Annotated in this window: 17 protein-coding genes and 1 other annotated feature; of the genes, 6 read left to right on the forward strand and 11 right to left on the reverse strand. The window is 37.6% G+C overall.

Going from position 1 to position 21,643, the window contains the following annotated elements; genetic code table 11:
- Positions 1–102 precede the first annotated feature (102 nt).
- The 3 genes from H9632_RS18195 to tyrS all read right to left on the reverse strand — a co-directional run bounded on the left by H9632_RS18195 (position 103) and on the right by tyrS (position 3,370).
- On the reverse strand, positions 103–720 hold the full coding sequence (locus H9632_RS18195) for a YIP1 family protein (RefSeq protein WP_191705481.1): 618 nt from the start codon (positions 718–720) through the stop codon (positions 103–105).
- A 103-nt stretch (positions 721–823) separates the two neighbouring features.
- A complete protein-coding gene (locus H9632_RS18200) occupies positions 824–1,996 on the reverse strand; it encodes a PstS family phosphate ABC transporter substrate-binding protein (protein WP_191705482.1) in 1,173 nt (390 codons plus the stop codon).
- 102 nt (positions 1,997–2,098) lie between these two features.
- Entirely contained in the window at positions 2,099–3,370 is a 1,272-nt protein-coding gene (gene tyrS / locus H9632_RS18205; RefSeq protein WP_191705483.1) for a tyrosine--tRNA ligase, read from the reverse strand.
- Positions 3,371–3,444: 74 nt separating this feature from the next.
- Positions 3,445–3,652, reverse strand: a binding site (T-box leader).
- A gap of 102 nt (positions 3,653–3,754) precedes the next feature.
- Between tyrS and H9632_RS18210 the strand changes: the two genes are divergently transcribed.
- Entirely contained in the window at positions 3,755–6,598 is a 2,844-nt protein-coding gene (locus H9632_RS18210; RefSeq protein ID WP_191705484.1) for a transglycosylase domain-containing protein, read from the forward strand.
- 55 nt (positions 6,599–6,653) lie between these two features.
- Here the strand turns inward: H9632_RS18210 and H9632_RS18215 are convergent, their stop codons facing one another.
- The 5 genes from H9632_RS18215 to acsA all read right to left on the reverse strand — a co-directional run bounded on the left by H9632_RS18215 (position 6,654) and on the right by acsA (position 12,810).
- The gene (locus H9632_RS18215; protein WP_191705485.1) at positions 6,654–7,808 is read right to left on the reverse strand and encodes an acetylornithine transaminase; all 1,155 of its coding nucleotides are present in this window, start codon (positions 7,806–7,808) and stop codon (positions 6,654–6,656) included.
- On the reverse strand, positions 7,805–8,581 hold the full coding sequence (gene argB / locus H9632_RS18220) for an acetylglutamate kinase (RefSeq protein WP_191705486.1): 777 nt from the start codon (positions 8,579–8,581) through the stop codon (positions 7,805–7,807). Before argB ends, H9632_RS18215 begins: the two co-directional genes overlap by 4 nt.
- On the reverse strand, positions 8,544–9,767 hold the full coding sequence (gene argJ, locus H9632_RS18225) for a bifunctional ornithine acetyltransferase/N-acetylglutamate synthase (protein ID WP_191705487.1): 1,224 nt from the start codon (positions 9,765–9,767) through the stop codon (positions 8,544–8,546). Before argJ ends, argB begins: the two co-directional genes overlap by 38 nt.
- A gap of 19 nt (positions 9,768–9,786) precedes the next feature.
- On the reverse strand, positions 9,787–10,821 hold the full coding sequence (gene argC, locus H9632_RS18230) for an N-acetyl-gamma-glutamyl-phosphate reductase (protein ID WP_191705488.1): 1,035 nt from the start codon (positions 10,819–10,821) through the stop codon (positions 9,787–9,789).
- Positions 10,822–11,082: 261 nt separating this feature from the next.
- On the reverse strand, positions 11,083–12,810 hold the full coding sequence (gene acsA, locus H9632_RS18235; protein WP_191705489.1) for an acetate--CoA ligase: 1,728 nt from the start codon (positions 12,808–12,810) through the stop codon (positions 11,083–11,085).
- Between the two features lie 164 nt (positions 12,811–12,974).
- Here acsA and H9632_RS18240 point away from each other — a divergent pair, with 164 nt between their 5' ends.
- The 4 genes from H9632_RS18240 (at position 12,975) to H9632_RS18255 (ending at position 15,959) form a co-directional block, all read left to right on the forward strand.
- Positions 12,975–13,607, forward strand: coding sequence for a GNAT family N-acetyltransferase (locus H9632_RS18240; protein ID WP_191705495.1), 633 nt, complete (start codon positions 12,975–12,977; stop codon positions 13,605–13,607).
- 25 nt (positions 13,608–13,632) lie between these two features.
- Complete coding sequence (locus H9632_RS18245) at positions 13,633–14,280, forward strand: acetoin utilization AcuB family protein (protein WP_191705490.1); 648 nt, start codon at positions 13,633–13,635, stop codon at positions 14,278–14,280.
- On the forward strand, positions 14,277–15,440 hold the full coding sequence (locus H9632_RS18250; protein ID WP_191705496.1) for an acetoin utilization protein AcuC: 1,164 nt from the start codon (positions 14,277–14,279) through the stop codon (positions 15,438–15,440). Before H9632_RS18245 ends, H9632_RS18250 begins: the two co-directional genes overlap by 4 nt.
- A 105-nt stretch (positions 15,441–15,545) precedes the next feature.
- Complete coding sequence (locus H9632_RS18255) at positions 15,546–15,959, forward strand: universal stress protein (RefSeq protein ID WP_191705491.1); 414 nt, start codon at positions 15,546–15,548, stop codon at positions 15,957–15,959.
- Between the two features lie 70 nt (positions 15,960–16,029).
- Here H9632_RS18255 and ccpA read toward each other — a convergent pair whose 3' ends face one another.
- The 3 genes from ccpA to H9632_RS18270 all read right to left on the reverse strand — a co-directional run bounded on the left by ccpA (position 16,030) and on the right by H9632_RS18270 (position 19,160).
- Positions 16,030–17,028: a catabolite control protein A gene (ccpA, locus tag H9632_RS18260; RefSeq protein WP_191705492.1), complete on the reverse strand. Its 999-nt coding sequence runs from the start codon at positions 17,026–17,028 to the stop codon at positions 16,030–16,032.
- A 158-nt stretch (positions 17,029–17,186) separates the two neighbouring features.
- Entirely contained in the window at positions 17,187–17,948 is a 762-nt protein-coding gene (locus tag H9632_RS18265; protein WP_191705493.1) for a 3-hydroxybutyrate dehydrogenase, read from the reverse strand.
- A gap of 126 nt (positions 17,949–18,074) precedes the next feature.
- Entirely contained in the window at positions 18,075–19,160 is a 1,086-nt protein-coding gene (locus H9632_RS18270) for a bifunctional 3-deoxy-7-phosphoheptulonate synthase/chorismate mutase (protein WP_191700610.1), read from the reverse strand.
- Positions 19,161–19,339: 179 nt separating this feature from the next.
- Between H9632_RS18270 and H9632_RS18275 the strand changes: the two genes are divergently transcribed.
- Complete coding sequence (locus H9632_RS18275) at positions 19,340–21,487, forward strand: cell division FtsA domain-containing protein (protein ID WP_191705494.1); 2,148 nt, start codon at positions 19,340–19,342, stop codon at positions 21,485–21,487.
- The last annotated feature ends 156 nt before the right edge of the window (positions 21,488–21,643 follow it).

The following is a 21,643-nucleotide window of genomic DNA, read 5'->3' on the forward strand; positions in this document are numbered from 1 at the left end:
TTTTTCGGTGAAGAAAATAGAAAAACCCCGAATAGGTCCACTTTTTTTAAAGTGTCCACTATTCGGGGTTCAGTTCATGCTACAATGTGAATGTCTTTTTATTTAAAACAAGAAATAACCAGCACTTACCATTAATATTATTATCACGATAAAGGAAGCGAAAAATGCTTTCCATGTTGAGATACGGTGCACTTCTGAAATACCAACTACTGTAATTACATATGTCCATAAACTGGCGATAATTATAAACGTACCACATACAAACTGCAGGATTAAATCACTTAATGATGTTTCAATATAAGTAATATTAAAAAAAGATTGCGGCGCAAATTGCATCCAAAACAATATTATCGGTAATATCCAAATATAAGGAATCATCGTTACACTAATCATGCGGAACATTTCTTTAAACTTACCTACCCCGCCGAATGCTTTTGCTGATAGTGTTAAAACACCCGCTGATAATGCTGTAGAAAGAAAGTATAGCAATAAACTTGATAATAATGTCGAATAAACGATATCACCTAAAGTATATGCCCCTGTAAAATCCGAACCGATAAAGCTAATTAAATTGCTTGCAAACATACCGATAATACCTACGATAATGAAATAAGATAACTTTTTATGTGTTAGAACATAACGAATGGTATCACGAGGTTTGGTAGCAATACTTAATACCGCATGTCGATCATCGACTGCATGTGCCAACTGCTCATTCAAAACAAAATCCCCCTAAAAAATATGTCTATACTCTATTATACTGGCATACTGTGGGCGATTCAAAATTATTGTACTTAAATATGATTCTCTTATTTTTCAACCGTTATTCTTCTGAAATTAAGGAAACATACCCCGCTTTTTCTATTAAAGATTGACCTTCTTCTGACAATATCCAATCAATTAATATTTTTACATTGCCAGTTGGCTCACCGGCCGTCACAATATAAAATTCCGAAGCAATTGGATAGGCATTGGAACGAATTGTTTCTTTTGTAGGAGCCACCCCATTAACTTCCAATAGTTTTATTTCTTTATTCCGCACCATTTCATTTGAGTAATAGCGGAATGTATAACCAATTGCATTTTTATAATTTTTATATTGGGATACCTCATTAATTATTCCGCCCATACCAGTTGCAATATCTTCAGTTGGGGCTTCCATTAAAGGCGTATCCCCCATTAAACGTTGTAAAGCAGTTTGGGACCCGCTATCCTGCGGTCTTTGGAAGGCACGGATTTCATCATTTCCTCCACCAACTTCAGACCAATTTGTAATTTCACCGGAATATATTCCTTTAATTTGTTCCAACGATAAACCGTTAATATCATTTTTACTATTTACAAAAAATACGAATGCTTCTTTTCCAATAGGGGTTAATACCAATTCAAAACCCTTATCTTCCGCTCGCTTTTTTTGATTTTCAGATGGTCCCGCCGCAAAAATCATATCCGCCCTTCCTAAAATTAGATTCGTATAGGCTTCATGTGTTTGGTTGACCATTACCTCACTCTTATATGGATTATAATTTTTTTCAGGGTATACTTCTTGAGCGATTGCCGCATAAAGTGGATACAATGCCGTCGCACCATCTATGATCGGTAAAGGTTCCTCTAATTTCAGGGACGCAGTTTGTTCCAGCTCCACTAATTGATTGCCTTCTACGAACGGTTCATACTGATAAATATTAACCTCAGCATCAACAGTTGGCACCCTGCTATCCAACCACTTATAGATTGGTTGAATACATGTAATGGCGATAATAATTGCTGCTAGTCCCCAATACACTTTCACACGTTTTTTCTTTTGGTAAAATACATCAAAAATTTGAAGGACAAAACCTATATATAAAATTGAAGCTACTGCAATTATTAGCGGTATGTAATGAATGTTGCCCGCCAGTAGAAACGTGAAAACAATAACAAACGTGAAAAAGCTTGCTCCTAGCAGTACAAAAATGGACATTCCAATTTGTCCCCAATACGATTTTTTCTTCATATCATCTCTCCCTTCTCATTATTACGTTCTTTATAATTCCTAAAATCCCTTTTAAAAAACGCCTTGGAAAACTTATTTCCAAGACGTTTCAAAACCATTTAGTTAAACAAATTTCACCATGTGATATTTTTTCTTTCCTCGACGGATAATCGCGAATGCATCTTCTAATCGGTCTTTTCCATCAATCACATATTCTAACTCTGTAACCTTTTCTCCGTTTACGCTGATCGCACCGTTAGTTACATCTTCACGTGCTTGGCGTTTTGACGATGAAATGCCGGCTTCCACAATTAATTCAACAATGTTTTTGTCTTCTTTTGCTACCTCTACAGATGGAACGCCAGCAAATGCCACTTTCATTTCATCTACTGATAGTGCTTTTAAATCCCCTGAGAATAATGCTTTTGTAATACGCTCCGCTGCTTCTAGACCAGCTTTACCGTGGATAAGGCGTGTCATCTCTTCAGCTAAAGCTTTTTGTGCTTTACGTAAATGCGGCTCTTCTTCCACACTTACAGCCAATGCTTCAATTTCATCACGTGTTAAGAAAGTAAAGATTTTAAGGTATTTTACAACGTCTGCATCTGCAGTGTTGATCCAGAACTGGTAGAACTCATATGGTGATGTTTTCTCAGCATCCAGCCATACTGCGCCACCTGCTGTTTTACCGAATTTTGTACCGTCTGCTTTTGTTACAAGTGGGATTGTAATTCCGAATGCTTTTGCATTTTCGTCGTGTGTTTTACGAATCATTTCTAAACCAGTCGTAATATTGCCCCATTGATCCGAGCCACCTACTTGAATACGAACATTATGGTGATCGTATAAATGGTTGAAGTCGATTCCTTGAATTAATGTGTAAGCAAATTCAGTAAATGAAATACCTGAATCTAAGCGTGATGCTACTGTGTCTTTATTTAAAATGTAGTTTACATTAATTAATTTCCCGTAATCACGTAAAAAATCGATTAATGACATTGGGCCAACCCAATCATTATTATTTACTAATACAGCACCGTTTGCTGCATCTGATGAGAAATCGAATAAACGCTCCATTTGTTTTTTTAGACCTTGAACGTTTTTGTCGATTTGCTCCATCGTCTGTAGTTGGCGCTCTTCAGAACGTCCTGACGGATCTCCAACAGTACCTGTAGCTCCCCCAACTAATAAAATCGGTGTATGACCCGCTTTTTGGAAACGGCGTAATGTAAGTAGTGGTACGATATGACCGATGTGCATGGAATCTGCTGTTGGGTCTACACCCACATATAACGAAACTTTTTCCTCGTTTAAAAGTTTTTCCATACCTTCTGCATCTGTTTGTTGGTATAACAAGCCACGCCATTCTAAATCTTGCAGTAAATCGTTTGTCATGTTGTTTCTCTCCTTTTACATGTGTTGTTATTCGCTATGTAAGGAAACAAAAAACGTCCCTACACGCAAATGCATGCAGGGACGTCAAATTTTTCATTTAACGCGGTACCACCCAGCTTGAAGAAAACAAAAACTTTTCTTCCACTTTAAGCGTCTATAACGTGACGACCCGTTCCAGCTCCAAGTACGTAATTCATAAATGCGTTTTCTCTGGCTTTCACCAACCGCCAGCTCTCTAATCAGGGAACACATTTATTACTGCAAACTCTTCTTTGCCAGAAATTTATATTTTCTATTCTACCTAGAAAATAGTTGTTGTCAATAAATATATTTGTTTACATAACAAATATGCTATAATAAACAAGATTTTAGGAGGGCGATGTTGTGAAAGAATGGCTTGAAAAATTTAATAAAAAAATCGAATCCCTTGCTTCTTCAAAACAGATGCGCTACGTACGAATTACTGGTGGTGTATTTTGGAATTTAACTTTATTAGCGGTAATTTTTGTCGCTACTACACTGTTATTCGTTGGGGGTGTAGGTGCAGGTTACTTCGCATCATTAACTAAGGATGAACCTTTGCGATCAAAAGAAGAGATGCGCGAGCAAATATTCAGCTATGAAGAAACAAGTGAACTTTACTTTGCAAACGATATTTACATAGGAAAAATTCGAACAGACTTAGACCGACGTGAAACATCGCTTGCTAATATATCTCCAACAGTTATAAATGCTGTCCTTGCTACGGAAGATGAATATTTCCGAGAGCATGAAGGAATTGTGCCAAAAGCAGTTTTACGTGGGTTACTGCAGGATGTATCCAACTCTTCTACACAAACTGGTGGCTCTACTTTAACACAGCAGTTAATAAAAAACCAAATACTTACAAATGAAGTTTCGTATGAGCGTAAAGCAAAAGAAATATTACTCGCTTTCCGGCTTGAGAAGTTTATGAGCAAAGAAGAAATTTTGGAAGCATACCTTAATATTATCCCTTATGGCCGTAATTCTTCTGGTCGTAATATTGCTGGCATCGAAACAGCAGCCCAAGGTATATTCGGTATTTCAGCATCTAAATTAAACTTACCACAGGCTGCTTATATAGCCGGTATTCCACAAGCTCCTTTTAAATACACACCATTCACAAATAAGGGTGAGCAAAAGAGCGCTGAAGGCATAAAACCAGGTATCGACCGTATGAAAACAGTATTATACCGTATGCAGGAAGTTGGCTATATTTCTGAAAAAGAATACAACGAAGCAATAGCCTATGATATTACGAAAGATTTGAAAGGCTATGAAGAACGACCAGAGGACAAATATCCTTGGCTAACAGCTGAGCTTGAAATGCGCGCAAAAGAAATTTTTGCAAAAATACTTGCTGAAAAAGACGGAATTGATCCAGACCGTTTAAAAGAAGAAAAGAACTTAAATGAAAAATACTCCATATTGGCAGACCGTACTATTCGTTCAGGAGGATATCGTATTTATTCGACCATCAATAAAGATATGTATGATGCTATGCGGAATGTAACAGAAGAATTTACCCTGTATGGTCAGACATATAAGAAAAAAGAAAAAGATCCGGAAACAGGTGAAGAAATCGAAGTGAATGTGCCTGTACAAACAGGAAGCATCATTATCGATAATAAAACAGGTCGTATTTTAAGTTTCGTTGGTGGACGTGACCATCAATTGGAACAATTAAATCACGCTACACAAGCATATCGATCAAACGGATCAACTATGAAACCATTACTTGCTTATGCACCGGCACTGGAATATGGTGTAATCGGGGCAGGTAGTCCGGTAGTGGATGTTAAATTTAAACGTGATTATGATGATTACGAACCTGTAAACTATATTCCTACACAGGAATTGGGTATTATTCCGGCACGTCAGGCTGTTGCCTCTTCCCAAAACTTAGCCTTATTACGTTTGTATGACTCTATTTTAGATCGCCGTCCTGCAACGTATTTAGACAAAATGGGCTTCTCCAAGTTAACAGAAGGCGATTACGTCCATTTATCTACAGCCATTGGTGGTATTACTCATGGTGCAACGGTCGAAGAGAATACCAATGCGTATACTACATTTGCAAATGAAGGGAAATTCATTGATGCCTATATGATTGAGCGTATCGAGGATTTAGATGGCAATGTTATTTTTGAACATAAAGTAGAGCCGGTGGAGGTATTTAGTCCAGAAACTGCCTATATGATGACTGATATGTTACGTGGTGTACTTCAACAAGGCGGTACTGCAACTTTAGCGAAAAGTCAGTTAAAGTTCTCTTCTGACTTTGCTGCAAAATCAGGTACGACTCAAGACCATAAAGACGTTTGGCTAGTAGGCTATAATCCGAATATCTCAATCGGTGTATGGTTAGGTTATGATCAGCCGCGTACTCTTTATGCGTTTAATAATCGTTATCAGCACCCTAGTAATCGTGTGAACCGATTATGGGCAAGTTATTTAAATACTCTTTATGATATCGATCCAGAATTAATTGGTACAAAGGAAACATTCAAAAAGCCAGAAGGTGTTGTTACGCAGTCGTTTTGTGGAATATCCGGACTAGCTGCTTCCACATCTTGTTCGAATGCTGGTTTAGTTGTCTCCGATTTATTTAACAAAAATGTATTTTTACCTACACAGCCAGATGATAGTTTCGTTTCATCCACTTCTGTTGTAATTAACGGCAGTACTTATGCGGCACTACCAAACACACCTACTGAATTCGTCCAAACGAGTGGATACGGATTGAATCAAGCCTTTATTAACCGTATGCTAGGTAGACTCGGCGGGGATGCATCAAAGTTATTGCCATTCAGTACTGGTAATGGTGTTGTATCAGGTGCCCCGTTCGAAGCGGATGGTGCTCCACCTGAAGCTGTATTTGCGACTTTGGCAAATGGTTCATTGTCATGGACGGCTTCTGCATCAAATGATGTGGTTGGTTACCGTGTCTACAGTATTACTGATGAAGGCACATCACTTGTAAGATCATTAAAATCTTACGAAGGATTCCAAATGTCTGTGTCAGAAGGCGTTAGGTATGTTGTTGTAGCTGTTGATATTACAGGTCTGGAATCTGGTTATTCGAATGAAGTTGGGGAAGTTTATACTATTCCACCAATTGAAGATGAAGAGAATACTGTTCCAGGAGAGATTATAGAAGAAGATTTAGACGATATAGAAATCGATCCAGAAACAACTATTGATTAATCTGTAAAACAAAACCTCCCCAACTATCATATAGTTGAGGAGGTTTTTAAATTATTTATGGAGATGTTATTTTGTCTGCTTGTAATACACCTTTTAGTATGTTTATAGCTTCATCGATTTCTTGCTCACTTACAGTTAACGGAGGCAATAATCGTATTACTTTCGGACCTGCTGCTACAGTTAACAGCCCCGCTTCATCTAGAGCTGCTACATAAGGCGCTACATCTTCTCCACCTAGCCCTAAACCAAGCATTAAACCCTTACCTTGAACAGTATAGTTTTTGTCTGGGAACGCTTCTTTTAGTTTATTTATAAAGTATTCAGATTTTTGTTTTACTGATTGTAAAAATTCATCATTAAATATATGATCAATAACTGTTTGTGCTACTGACACCGCTAATGGGTTCCCACCGAATGTCGTGCCGTGTGTTCCTGCATTAAACGTATTAAATAGTTCCTCTGTACCGAGAATACCTCCAATTGGAAAACCGCCTCCTAGACCTTTCGCCATTGATACAATATTAGGCTTTATTACAGTCTGTTCAAACGCAAAACGTGTACCGGTACGTCCAATTCCAGTTTGTACTTCATCTGCAATTACTAAAATATCCGTTGTTTGCTGAATATCGTGAATAGCTTGCGCAAATTCGTCAGATACGGCATTTACCCCACCTTCACCCTGAATCATTTCCAGCATAATAGCTGCTGTTTCAGAGTCTGCTGCCGCTTTTAATGCAGTTGCATCATTGAACGGTAATGTGATAAATTCACTCACTAATGGTCCGAAGCCGTTACGTACTTTATCTTGACCTGTCGCACTCATTGCACCGAATGTACGTCCATGGAAGCTTTGTTCAAAAACGATTATTTTATGCTTCCCTGTATGCTTTCTAGCCAATTTAATCGCAGCCTCATTTGCCTCTGCTCCACTATTACAGAAAAAAGCGTAGGATAGATGTAAATCTTTCACTAACCCTGCCGCCAGCTGCTCTTGCCCTGGGCTCTCAAATAAGTTACTAATATGCCATAGCTTCTTACTCTGCTGCTGAATTGCCTCTACAATTGCAGGATTGGCATGACCTAAGCTACAGACAGCTATTCCACTCGTAAAATCTAAATAGCGTTTTCCTGTTGTATCGAATACTTCAGTTCCTTTCCCTTCGACAATAGCGAAAGGTCTTCTTGCGTAATTTTGAAATAATGCACTCATTTTACTAGCTCCTCACTTAAAATAGTTGTACCCGTTAATATTTCATTGACAATTTGAACAGATGGTATTCCCGATTGCAAACAATTTAAAGCCCCCTGCACTTTCGGTATCATACCGCCGTATATATCCCCTTCGTCAATCCACTGCTTAATTAAATTTGGTGTGGCCTCTGTTTGAAATTTATCTTTAATACGAATACCTGCAACATCTGTAACGAGGAGTAAACGGTCTGCACCGACTGCCAATGCAATTTCACTTGCCACTGTATCTCCATTAATATTAAGTGCATGCCCATCCTTTGTTGCGCCAATGCATGCAATTACAGGGACAATACCACTTTCAGTTAATGTATTTAATAATTTAACATTAACATTTTTTACCTTACCTACATATTTATAAGTTTCATAATCTAAAAATTCACTTTCTAGTAGGGTTTGATCAAAACCATTTAAACCTACAGAGTTAATCCCTGCAGCATTGAGCTCATGTACTAATGCAGGATTAACTTTGCCGATCAATGTGGACTGGACAATTCCAATCATTTCTTCGTTCGTTACCCGTAAGCCATTTACAACTTGGGACTTGATATTAGCAGCTGCTAATTCTCGATTGATTGCTGGTCCCCCGCCATGGGTAATTATGAGTTGAATCCCCTGTTCTTGAAGGGCTTTGAAATTACGAAAGAAGGCCTCGTTAAGACCTTCTAATGTACTGCCACCAAGCTTTATGACCATTTTACGAACGGTATGATGCGTTGATTTGAACGTAGTCATAAGTTAAATCACACCCCCATGCAAATCCGTGCCCCTCTCCAACTTCTAAAGATACATAGATTTTTACTTCATGCTGTTTCAGAATTTCAATCAGTACTTCTTCTGAGAACTTGATTGGTTCACCGTTTTCAACCATTGTCGCTCCGCCAATTTTAATCGTAATTTTATCAGGATCTACTACAGCTCCTGAATAGCCAACTGCTGCGATAATACGACCCCAGTTTGCATCACAGCCGAAAACTGCTGTCTTTACAAGAGGGGAACCGACAACTGTTTTTGCGATTTTTCGTGCCTCTTCGTCCGAAATGGCACCATCGACCTCAACTTCAATTAATTTTGTTGCGCCTTCTCCATCACGAGCGATTGATTTTGCTAAGTCTTCTGATACTAAGCGTAATGCTGTATAAAAATTCTCCCAATCCGGATGTGCAGGTGATAATGGTTCATTACCCGCTAAACCATTTGCCATTACTACGACCGTATCATTAGTTGATGTATCTCCATCTACTGTAATTGAGTTGAATGTACAATCCGTTACATTAGATAACGCTTTTTGTAATTCATCCGATTCAATATTTGCATCTGTCGTAATAAAGCCTAGCATTGTCGCCATATTCGGTTCAATCATGCCAGAGCCTTTTGCCGTTCCGGATACTATTACTTCTTTGCCATCTATGATTGTAGAGTAAGTCGTATTTTTCATTACCGTATCTGTTGTTAAAATAGCTTGTGAAAAATCAATTCCATTTTCAAGTTTGGAATCCGGAATCAACTTTTCCATCCCTGTTTGAATGGGCTCCATTTTCATAATTTCACCTATAACACCTGTTGATGCTACCCCAACTAAATTTTCTGAAATGCCTAGCTTTAGAGCAGCAAGTCTTTGCATTTCATAAGCATCCGCTAGCCCTTGTTTACCTGTGCATGCATTAGCATTTCCTGAATTCACAATCATCGCCTGCATTTTTTTCGTTTCATATACAACTTCCTTTGTTACTTTAAGGGGCGCTGCTTGAACAGCATTTGTTGTAAATACTCCCGCTACACTTGCTGGTACATCACTGACTAATATCGCTAAATCTTTTTTCTTATGTTTAATACCGCAATGAACGCCTGCTGCAGTAAAGCCTTTTGGTGATACGATATTTTTGCTGGATAGTTTTTTCATTTCAATTGTTGAAGCCATTTGATGTTCCTCCTAATGATTAAATAAAGTACGGTACAAGTTGTAGGCCTGTTTGCTGAGGTAAACCAAATTGAACATTCATGTTTTGGATAGCCTGCCCTGCAGCCCCTTTTACTAAATTATCGATTACCCCTATAATTGTTGCCCGATTCGTCCGTTCATCGAGCTTCACATAAATATCGCAATAGTTTGAACCTTTTACGCGATTTGTCCCAATAGATGACGCTTCCTGAATGACACGGACGAAGGGGTGTTTCTCATACGTTGAAGTTAAACAATCAACTAATTGCTGTTGTGTAACACCTTCTGTTACCTGTGCATAGGAAGTAGCTAAAATCCCCCTTGTCATCGGCACTAAATGTGTATTAAACGTAATAGTTGTTTCGGTATCCGTAAACATCGAAATTGCTTGTTCAATTTCAGGAATATGTTGATGCTCATTAATTTTATATATCGAAAAGCTTTCATTTGCTTCACTGTAATGTGTAGTGTTTGATGGTTTATTGCCTGCGCCGGATATTCCGCTCTTTGCATCAATGACTAAAAAACTTGGATCAATCAGCTGATGCTTTATTAGAGGAAGAATGGATAAGAGAACTGCTGTTGGATAGCATCCTGGATTTGCAATTAATTCCGATTTCTTGATGGCTGCTTCATTCCACTCTGTTAATCCATATACACTTTTTTCAACTACTTCTTTCGGTGCCGGCTTTTTTTTATACCAAGATTCATAGCTTTCAAGGTTTTTTAATCGAAAATCACCTGATAAATCAATTAACTTTGGCCCCAAATTTACTAAAGGTGGAAATAGAGTACTAGATACCCCAGACGGTGTACTTGCAAAGACAACATCGGATTTTGCTAATACATCGTAATCTATTTTTAATAACGGTTGATTATAAATATTTGTTAAGTGAGGAAATTTATCTGAAAACACTGTTCCTTCCTCAGATGATGTAAATAATCCGATTTCTACTACTTCTTTATGATTATGTAAGAATCGCAATAATTCCAGTCCGCCATACCCTGTGGCACCAATAATACTTACTTTCATCTTTGTCACCTCATAATTTTTTATTGCCCAAAAATACATCAACGAAATCTAAAAGATAAAAATAAGTATAGTTATGTATATTTATTTAGTCAACTGTATTTTTATATAATCATAGATAATTCCAAATTATCGTTCAATTGTTTGTTTATTTGAGGTAGAAAGTACCACGTACTATTCCTATTAAGGAATGAGAACTAATAATAGTAAAAAAAAGCGCCTACATATGTAAGCGCCCCATAGCATATGCAAATGTGAAAAGAATTAGTCTTCCATAGTTGATAAATCGCCTGTTGGTAAGTTCAATTCCCACGCTTTCAATACACGACGCATAATTTTTCCGCTTCGTGTTTTTGGCAGCTTATCTTTAAATTCGATTTCACGTGGTGCAGCATGGGCAGATAAACCTGTTTTTACGAAATCCCTAATATTTGCTTCAAGTGCTTCACTTGGTTCTACCCCTTCACGCAATGAAACGAATGCTTTAATTATTTCCCCTCGGACAGGATCCGGCTTTCCGATGACACCAGCTTCTATTACATCCGGATGCTCGAGTAATTTACTTTCTACCTCGAACGGACCAACTCGCTCACCTGCCGTCATAATCACATCATCTACGCGCCCTTGGAACCAGAAATATCCGTCCTCATCCTTATATGCTGAGTCACCTGAAACGTACCATTCTCCTTTTAAAAAATAAGAATTATAACGTTCAGGATTTCCCCAAATCTGGCGCATCATTGCTGGCCAGCCTTTTTTGATTGCTAAATTCCCCATTGTGTATGGCGGTACTTCATTTCCCTGATCATCTACAATCGTAGCATAAACTCCAGGAATCGGTTTTCCCATGGATCCTGGTTTGATCTCCATCGCAGGGAAATTACAAATCATATGTCCGCCTGTTTCTGTCATCCACCACGTATCATGTATACGGTGACTTAAAATCTCCATTCCCCATTTTACTACTTCAGGGTTTAAAGGTTCACCAACGGATAAAACATGTCGCAATGAAGATAAATTGTATTTACTAATCAGACTTGGACCGGCACCCATTAACATTCTGAATGCAGTTGGCGCACTATACCAGACGGTTACACCATATTCTTCAATCGCACCATACCACGCTTGCGGGCTGAATCGGCCGCCAATAATTAAATTAGTGACTCCATTTAGCCACGGTCCAAAAATACCATAAGCTGTCCCTGTTACCCACCCCGGATCAGCTGTACACCAATAAATGTCGTTCTCTTTTAGATCAAGTACCCATTGGGCTGTTTGATATTGCTGTACCATTGAATAATGTACATGCAATACACCTTTTGGAGTACCGGTAGAGCCAGATGTATAATGTAAAATGGAGCCATCCTCTTTATCGACCCATTCAATGTTAAAATCCTGTGATGCCTCTTTGAAATATTTTTTAAAGTCTAATATTTTATCTGTTTCTTCAACATCTTCCCCAACTACAAAGATAGTCTTTAATTGTGGAAGCTTCTCTATAGGTACTCGATTTAATAATGATGGTGTTGTAATAATTGCAACTGCCTCACTATCCAATAAACGGTCATAAACGGCACCCTCCATAAATGCTTCAAATAATGGTCCAACAATTGCCCCTATTTTTAACGCCCCTAATAAGCTGAAATAAAGCTCTGGTGTGCGTGGCATGAATACAAATATACGATCCCCTTTTCTCAAATTTGCTTTCTCTTTCAATACATTTGCCGCTTTATTCGAGTTGCGTTTCATGTCAAAGAAAGAATATGTTTCTTTTCGATGCCCATCATTATAATAGAGTGCTACTTTATTTTTCCGATGTGTATCGACATGTCGATCAATTGCTTCATATGCAATATTGATCTTTCCCGTTTCATGCCAAGAAAATGCTTTCTCAGTATTACCCCAATCATGATTTGCAGCTACATCCTCATAATTTTTTAAATTATGTTCCCCTGGAATTACTGCTTGTTTTTCAACTGTTTTTGTCCCCATGAAATTTCCCCTTTCTATAAAACATACAACCATTTTACAATAAAATTACTATAATGCGCAAAACATTTTAAATTTTCTAATAATTTAGTTATTTATCGTAAAATAAAGCGTATTTTCGCATTAAATAGAGTATAATGGAGGTATTACAAGCAGGTGGTGTGATTATGAATCATGTGAAAAAATACTATTGTCTTGAATTCAAATCGAAGAATGGTAATGTTTTAGTGGAAGGACCCGTTTCCTCAGAAAAACTTGCTTCCTATACGTTACACGAAGACTTGAAAGCATTTCGACCTTCGCATCAACAGCATAAAGCACTTGTCGAAATTGCCGCACTAGAAGAAGGGCGTATAATTGTTATAAGGAAAGACGATATTATCGTGGGCTATGTGACATATCTTTATCCTGACCCTTTAGAGCGTTGGGCAGAAGATCGTATTCCTAATATGATTGAACTTGGTGCTATTGAGGTAATCCCATCTTATAGAGGTACCGGTGCAGGAAAAAAACTGATCGAAGTTTCCTTCATGGATGATGCTATGGAAGATTATTTAGTTATCACAACTGAATATTATTGGCATTGGGATCTCAAAGGAACAGGCTTATCGGTTTGGGATTATCGAAATATGATGGAGAGAATGATGACTACCGCAAATTTTGAATATTATGCAACAGATGACCCTGAAATAACGTCCCACCCTGCAAACTGTTTAATGGCTCGTGTCGGGTCACGTGTAGGAACCGAGACGCTTGAGAGATTTGACAAACTTCGCTTTAGAAGTCGTTTCATGTATTAATTCTTATTACAAAGGGGATTGAAAAATGATTGTCGAAGAAATTATGAAAAGGGAAATACATACACTCCTTCCTGAAAATACGGTACGCGATGCCGTCCGACTTATGCGTGAAGAAAAAGTCCGTCACGTACCAATTGTAAGCTCGGACAATACAGTTGTCGGAATAATTACAGATCATGATTTAAAAAACGCGTTACCATCATGTTTGCGAGAAGAACCAAATTCCATCATCTATGATGCACCGATTGAAGAAATAATGGTTAAAAACCCAATAGTAGGTCATCCTTTAGATTTTGTGGAAGAAGTTGCATCAATATTTTATGATGCTAAAATCAGCTGTTTGCCAATTGTCTCTGCCGGTAAACTAGTCGGTATTGTAACAACAACAGATTTACTTTACACCTATATTGAATTAACAGGGGCACATCAACCCGGTTCAAAAATCGATATCCGCGTAAGTAATCGACCTGGCATGCTTTTTGAAATTTCAAAAGTATTTCAGGAAAATAAAGCAAATGTAGTTAGTGTTCTTGTATATCCAGATGGTGATAATACAAAATCTCGTATAGTAAGTGTCCGATTACAAGTAATAAATCCGCTTCATATCATCGAGGATTTGCGTAAGCAAGGATACGATGTACTATGGCCGAATTTACCTGGCATTTCACTATGAAAAAAGCTGTATTTATTTATTCTCCAGATCAACTTACTTACAAATTTTCGGACACACACCCGTTTAATCATAAACGACTACATTTAACGATTGATTTACTAAAAAATATTGGGGCATTAAACGACGAGGATATCGTTCCAGCCCGTGTTGCAACAGATGAAGAGATTGCTTTGGCTCATGATCCTCAATATATTGAAATCGTAAAAAAAGCCGGTCACGGTGAATTAACCGCGCAACAAGGTGAACCATACGGAATTGGCACTGAGGATACGCCAATGTTTCAAAATATGCATGAAGCAAGTGCATTGCTTGTTGGAGGTACATTGCAGGCAGTCGACTCTGTTTTGCAAGGTAAATCACAGCATGCACTAAATTTGGGGGGCGGATTGCACCATGGCTTCCGTGGGAGAGCTTCCGGCTTTTGTATTTACAATGATAGCAGTGTTGCTATTAAATACATCCAGGAGAAATATGGGCTTCGTGTGTTATATGTAGATACAGATGCTCATCATGGCGATGGTGTTCAATGGTCATTTTACGATGACCCCAATGTATGTACATTATCCATTCATGAAACAGGTCGCTACTTATTTCCAGGTACAGGCAATATTACAGAACGCGGTAATGGAGAGGGTTATGGTACATCCTTTAACTTTCCAATTGATGCCTTTACAGAAGATGAGAGCTTCCTAGATATATATGAGCAAGGCATGCGTGAAGTATTTGAATTTTTTAAACCGGATGTAGTACTAACTCAAAATGGAGCAGATGCGCATTATTTTGATCCTTTAACCCATTTGTATGGAACGATGAATATTTATAGGGAAATCCCAAAGCTTGCCCATAAATTGGCCCATGAATATTGCGATGGTCGGTGGATAGCTGTCGGTGGTGGTGGATATGATATTTGGCGTGTAGTACCACGTGCCTGGTCACATATATGGACAGAAATGACTGACCAACCTACCCCAACTGGTTCACTGCCAAAAAAATGGCTTGCTAAATGGCAACAGGAATCACCTGTTCCACTTATTCCGACTTGGAATGATCCAAACCCTTTATATGATGCAATTCCTCGTAAAGCAGAAATTGAAGAAAAAAATGCACGAATGCTTGAAAAAGCGCTACATATTATTCGTACAGAAAAAAATCGTTCTTAAAAGAAGCTATACAATCTTTGATCAAAGATTGTATAGCTTTTATTTTCCTAATATAGGGATATTCCTTTATACTATAATAGAATAAAGGAAATTGGGGGCTATGACATGTATAAACATATTTTATTGGCAATCGATGGTTCTGAAAATTCACTTCGAGCTGCAAAAGATGCGATCGGTATTGCCACAGAGGAAACATTGATTGAACTTATTTCTTCCATTTCAACGGAAGCTATTTCAAATGAACCGTTACATATGGGGACCCTCGCTCAAACTGATGAACAATATATTCAAAAATTATCACGTGAAATCGATTATGTAAAAAGTAATCATACCCATTTAAAATTAACAATTGTACACGGGCCAGCAGGTCGTATGATTTCAAACTATGCGAATTATCACAACGTAGATTTAGTAGTTATCGGCTGCCGTGGATTAAATTCAATGCAGGAAATGGTATTTGGTAGTGTTAGTACATATGTATCAAAAAATGCTAATTGCTCTACTTTATTAGTGAAATAATTATTGTTACCCAAAAATTGTGGTTATAGAACTAAAAACCGCCTGCCACAAATTGTGACAGGCGGTTTTCTTATTTACTTGAATTGCGCTGTTCTATTCGATGCGGTAAAATAACACGCTGATCATCGACTTCCTCTTTATTCATATACTTCGTCAATAAGCGCATTGCAACTGCTCCTATATCGTATAAAGGTAATACAACACTTGTTAATTGCGGACGTACCATACGAGCAAGCTTTGAATTTTCGAAGCTAATAATTTCTACATCTTCCGGTACCATTTTTCCGCTATCTTGTATTCCATGTACTAAACCAATTGCAAGTTCATCATTCCCTACAAAAATAGCGGTAGGTGGATTCTCTAATTCGCTTAAATTTGTCCAACTTTCCAATCCATCATCATATGACCCATCCCCAGCAACAATAAGTGCTTCATCAATTGCAATATTTGCTTTTTGAAGGGTATCTTTATAGGCTGCTAATTTCCGTTCACCATTTACTTTGTATTGTAAAGGACCCGACACAAAAGCAATGCGGGTATGGCCATTGTCAATTAACATTTGAACGGCTTCCAAAGCAGCCTTGTAGTAATCAATATTTACTGATGCAACTTTTTCAGTAGAACTTATTGATCCAGCTAAAACTATTGGGACTGGACAAGCCTCAACTGCCCGTTGGAGGGTTTCAGTCACTTCCTCACTCATCATGACAATTCCATCTACTTGCTTACCAAGCATTGTATCGAGTAATGTTAACTCTTTTTCTTCATTCTGATCTGAATTTGCTAAAATAATATTATAGCGGTACATTGTCGCAATATCTTCTATACCACGTGCAAGCTCTGCATTTAAATTATTCGAAATGTCAGGGATAATGACACCTACTGATGTTGTTTTTTTACTTGCTAAGCCACGTGCTACTGCATTTGGACGATATTCAAGGCGCTCAATCACTTCCAGCACTTTTTTCCTTGTAGCTGGCTTAACATTTTGATTTCCATTCACTACACGGGATACCGTTGCCATTGAAACATTTGCTTCACGCGCAACATCATAAATTGTGACAGTCAAAAAATCTCCCCCTTTATCATGTTATACGATTTTTATTTTTTAAAGTTGATTGACTAATAATATGTATAGTTTAATCATATAATATTTTTATTTCTTTTTTCAATCCAAAACCTAGTGAATAACTAGTTTTACCTATAAATTCTTGCAAAAAAACTATTTTACTGCACTGTATACCCTCCATCCAAGACAATTGCTTGTCCTGTCATGCCTTTTGCTGCATCACTACATAAATATACGACCAATGCGGCTATTTCAGAAACATTTATCAGTCGTTTTTGTGGTACTAAAGGATACAGCACTTCCTCTAATACATCCTCAACCGCTATATTTCTTGTTTTAGCTAAATCTTCAAATTGATTTCTTACAAGTTCAGTATCCACATAGCCAGGACAAATAGCGTTTACCGTTATTCCGTTTGTAGCTGTTTCTAGTGCTGCCACTTTTGTTAATCCAATAACTCCGTGCTTTGCAGTATTATAACCGGCTTTTCCTGCAAAACCGACTAAACCATTGATGGAAGCGATATTAATTATTCTGCCAAATTTTTGTTGTTTCATAATGGGGAAAGCATATTTCATGAATATAAAGGGTGCAACAACCATTACCTTCTGCATCAATTCAAAAATTTCCGTATCAAACTGCTCAATCATCGACACATGTTGAAAGCCTGCATTGTTTATAACAATATGGAGTGCACCATATTGGGCAATTACAGCGTCAATCGATTGTTGTATTTGTCGTTCATCACTGACATCACATAATAAATAGCCTAAACTAGGCTGCTCTTCAATTGCCTGTTTTAATCTTTCTTCATTTTTATCGGAAATTATGACCTTAACTCCATTGTTTGACAGTTCTTTCGCAATTTCAAACCCAATCCCTTGTGCTGCCCCTGTAATTAATGCTATCTTTTGCTCCATACAACTTCCCCTTTATAAAACTATTTAGAAAAAATTGTAATTTAATATGTAGCTTCCGTCAAATATATATAGCTATGTAAAAAAATGGCTATGTTGAATAAATTCAACATAGCCATTATCAAATTATTATTTTGACACTTCATATTGCTTCATGAATTTTAAGATTTCATCATAATACGCATTGAACGTAGGAATATCCATTTGTTGTTGTTGATCAGATAATGCTATCGATGGGTCTGGATGCACTTCTGCCATGACACCGTCTGCTCCAATAGCGATTGCCGCTTTAGAACATGGTAACAGTAAATCACGACGTCCTGTTGAGTGTGTAACGTCTACCATGACTGGTAAATGTGTTTCTTGCTTTAAAATAGGAACTGCAGAAATATCTAAAGTGTTACGTGTTGCTTTTTCGTATGTACGAATACCACGTTCACATAAAATAATATTTTCATTTCCTTTTGACATAATGTATTCTGCAGCGTGGATGAACTCATCGATTGTCGCTGCTAAACCACGTTTTAATAAGACAGGTTTATTTGTTGAGCCTGCTGCTTTTAATAGCTCAAAGTTTTGCATATTGCGGGCACCAATTTGAATTACATCGATATAATCCAGTGCATGCTCTAAGTCTGAAGGTGTTACGATTTCTGTAATAACCCCTAAACCATACTCTTTTGAGACTTCTTTTAATATTTTTAGTCCATCCAACCCTAAACCTTGGAAATCATATGGAGATGTACGCGGCTTGTATGCACCGCCACGAATTAATTTCAATCCTTTTTCTTGGATAGAGGCAGCTACTGCAGCAACTTGCTCATATGACTCAACTGCACACGGTCCAAATACAAAAGAAGGTGTACCTGATCCAACTAGCTCACCGTTAATATTAATGACAGTATCTTCTGACTTTTCTTTTCGTGATACTAGTAATTCTTTTTTCTTTTCTGCTTCTAATTGTTTTAATGCTGTTTTGAAGATTTGTTTAAAAATATAATCAACTGTCATTTGATTTAATGGACCATTGTTATTCTTTTTAATTAAATCAAGCATATGGCGCTCACGTAACGGGTCATAGCGATTTACGCCCTGTTTCTCTTTTATTTTACCTATTTCCTCTACAACGGTTGCACGTTCGTTAATCAATCGTAAAATTTCCAAGTTTAAGCTGTCAATCTGACTACGTAAGCTTTCTAAATCCTGTTGACTCATATTCCTCTTACCCCTCTTCTTTACGTATCCAACTCTTTCAGATAACTTAAAAGTATGATACATTTTTAAGTAATAAACTTATTATAATCAATCTACTGTAGAAAGTCACGTCTTTTTAATTTAGCGATTCAACTCGCTAAAGTATATTTTAATAATAAATTGAAAGGAAGCGTTATCATATGACAAATAAATTGTTTGCACTTGATATCGGAACGCGCTCCGTTGTTGGTATTATTCTAGAGCAACACGAAGATAAATATCATGTCGCTGATATTTTAGTGAAAGAACATAAAGAACGTGCAATGGTTGATGGTCAAATACATAACGTCCTGTATGTTGCAGAGCTCATACAGGAGATAAAAATTATATTGGAAGAAACCCACGGTCCATTGAAAAAAGTCAGTGTTGCAGCAGCGGGTCGAGCATTAAAAACTGAGCAAGCACTTGTCACACTTTCAATTAAAAACAGACCGATTTTTACTGAAGAGGATATTAATAGGTTGGAGCTGCAAGCTGTCCAACAAGCCCAGCAGCAATTATTACAGCATAAAGACGATGTAAAAAACAATCATTATTATTGTGTCGGTTATTCTGTTTTATATTTCCGATTAGACGGTGAAGAAATTGGTAGCCTACTCGATCAACAAGGTGACGAAGCTTCTGTAGAAGTTATTGCAACATTTCTCCCGCGGGTAGTTGTAGAATCACTTCTAGCTGCATTAAAACGTGCAGATTTAGAAATGGAGGCATTAACTTTAGAACCGATTGCGGCGATTAATGTACTTATCCCTCCAACAATGCGTCGATTGAATGTGGCGCTCGTCGATATTGGTGCAGGAACTTCGGACATTGCAATTACAGATAAAAGTACTGTTGTTGCATACGGAATGGTCCCAACTGCCGGCGATGAGATTACTGAAAGTTTAAGTGACCATTACTTATTGGACTTTCCGATAGCTGAAATAACAAAACGTCAAATGCATACAAGTGAAGAAATTTTAATTCAGGATATTTTAGGGTTTGACGCATATATCCCGCGTGCAGAAGTCGTAAAAGCAATTTATCCAGCAATTGAAAATCTAGCAAAATCTATTGGTGAGGAAATTTTACGTTTAAATAATTATGTTCCTCCTAAAGCCGTTATGCTTGTAGGTGGTGGAAGCTTAACCCCCCATCTCCCGGAAGAGCTTGGAAAAGTATTGAATTTGCCTGCGAATCGTGTAGCAGTTCGAGATGTAAATGCCATTCAGAATTTAACACGTGCAGAACATATTCCTGCAACACCTGAACTCGTAACACCGATTGGAATTGCAATCGCAGCACAAAAATCACCGATTCATTACATGTCTATCACAGTAAATGATCAAGTAGTTCGTTTATTCGAATTAAAAGAAATGACCGTTGGTGATGCCTTTTTAGCAGCGAATATCCGTGCAAAACAGTTGTATGGTAAGTTAGGTCACGGTTTATCTATTACAGTGAATGGTCAAAATGTATTCGTACCGGGAGAACATGGACAGCCCGCAAAAATAGTATTAAATGGGGAAACAGCTTCCACTAAAACACAAATAAAAAATGGCGATATAATTCAGCTTATTCCTGGAAAAGATGGTGCTGATGCTTATGCCACAGTTCGTGAAATTATTGATGAGGCAGCCGTTAAAAAGATAACTATAGGTAAGGAAAAATACATAATAGAGCCTAAAGTAATCATTAATGAAAAAGTAGTAAAATTGGATACACCCATACAGGATCGTGATGTTATTGTTGTTCAAACAATTGCAACGGTAGAAGACGCTTTCAGCAGTACGAATAATACAAAGCACCTCCAACAGTTTAGTTCCTATTGTGTCCATCTAGATGGTAAACCCGTCTATTTACCAGAATTTTCTTCGCAACTTTTTATTAATGGAAAGCCTGGTAAAACTCATTACCCTATCCAAACAGGGGATGTAATTACCTTTGAGCAAATTACATCGCCTTCTGCAGAACAAATAGCGGCATCCTTAAATTTACTCTTGGAGGAAAAAGTGATTGTCACGTTTCAGCAGGAAAAAGTAGAGCTTGCCAAAACGGCTCGGGAGTTTTACGTCAATGGTCAAATTGTTCAAAGTACTACAACTGTACCAAATGGTGCTACGATTAAAATTATTGAAAAGGACACGGGGAAGTGGATTTACCAGGATGTTTTCCGCTTTTCAACTTGGCAGCTTCCTACCGCATTTAAAGGTTCTTTCACGATTTTACGAAATGGACAGCCTTCTACATTTGATGCGGAAATATTCGGTGGTGACCAGTTAGAAATTCAGCTCTCAGAAATTAAATAATCATAGAATTTTAACAATATAAAAAAGGCTTCCAACATTTATTGGAAGCCTCAGACTGTAGACAAACTCGAAGAAATTTGAGTTTGCCTACAGTCTTTTTTGTTTTAAAATAAAGTTAACTGATGAAAACCGTTGATTTCCATTCCAGGGGACGCG

The sequence above is a fragment of the Solibacillus merdavium genome (genome assembly GCF_014836935.1).
Lineage (GTDB): Bacteria > Bacillota > Bacilli > Bacillales_A > Planococcaceae > Solibacillus > Solibacillus ferritrahens.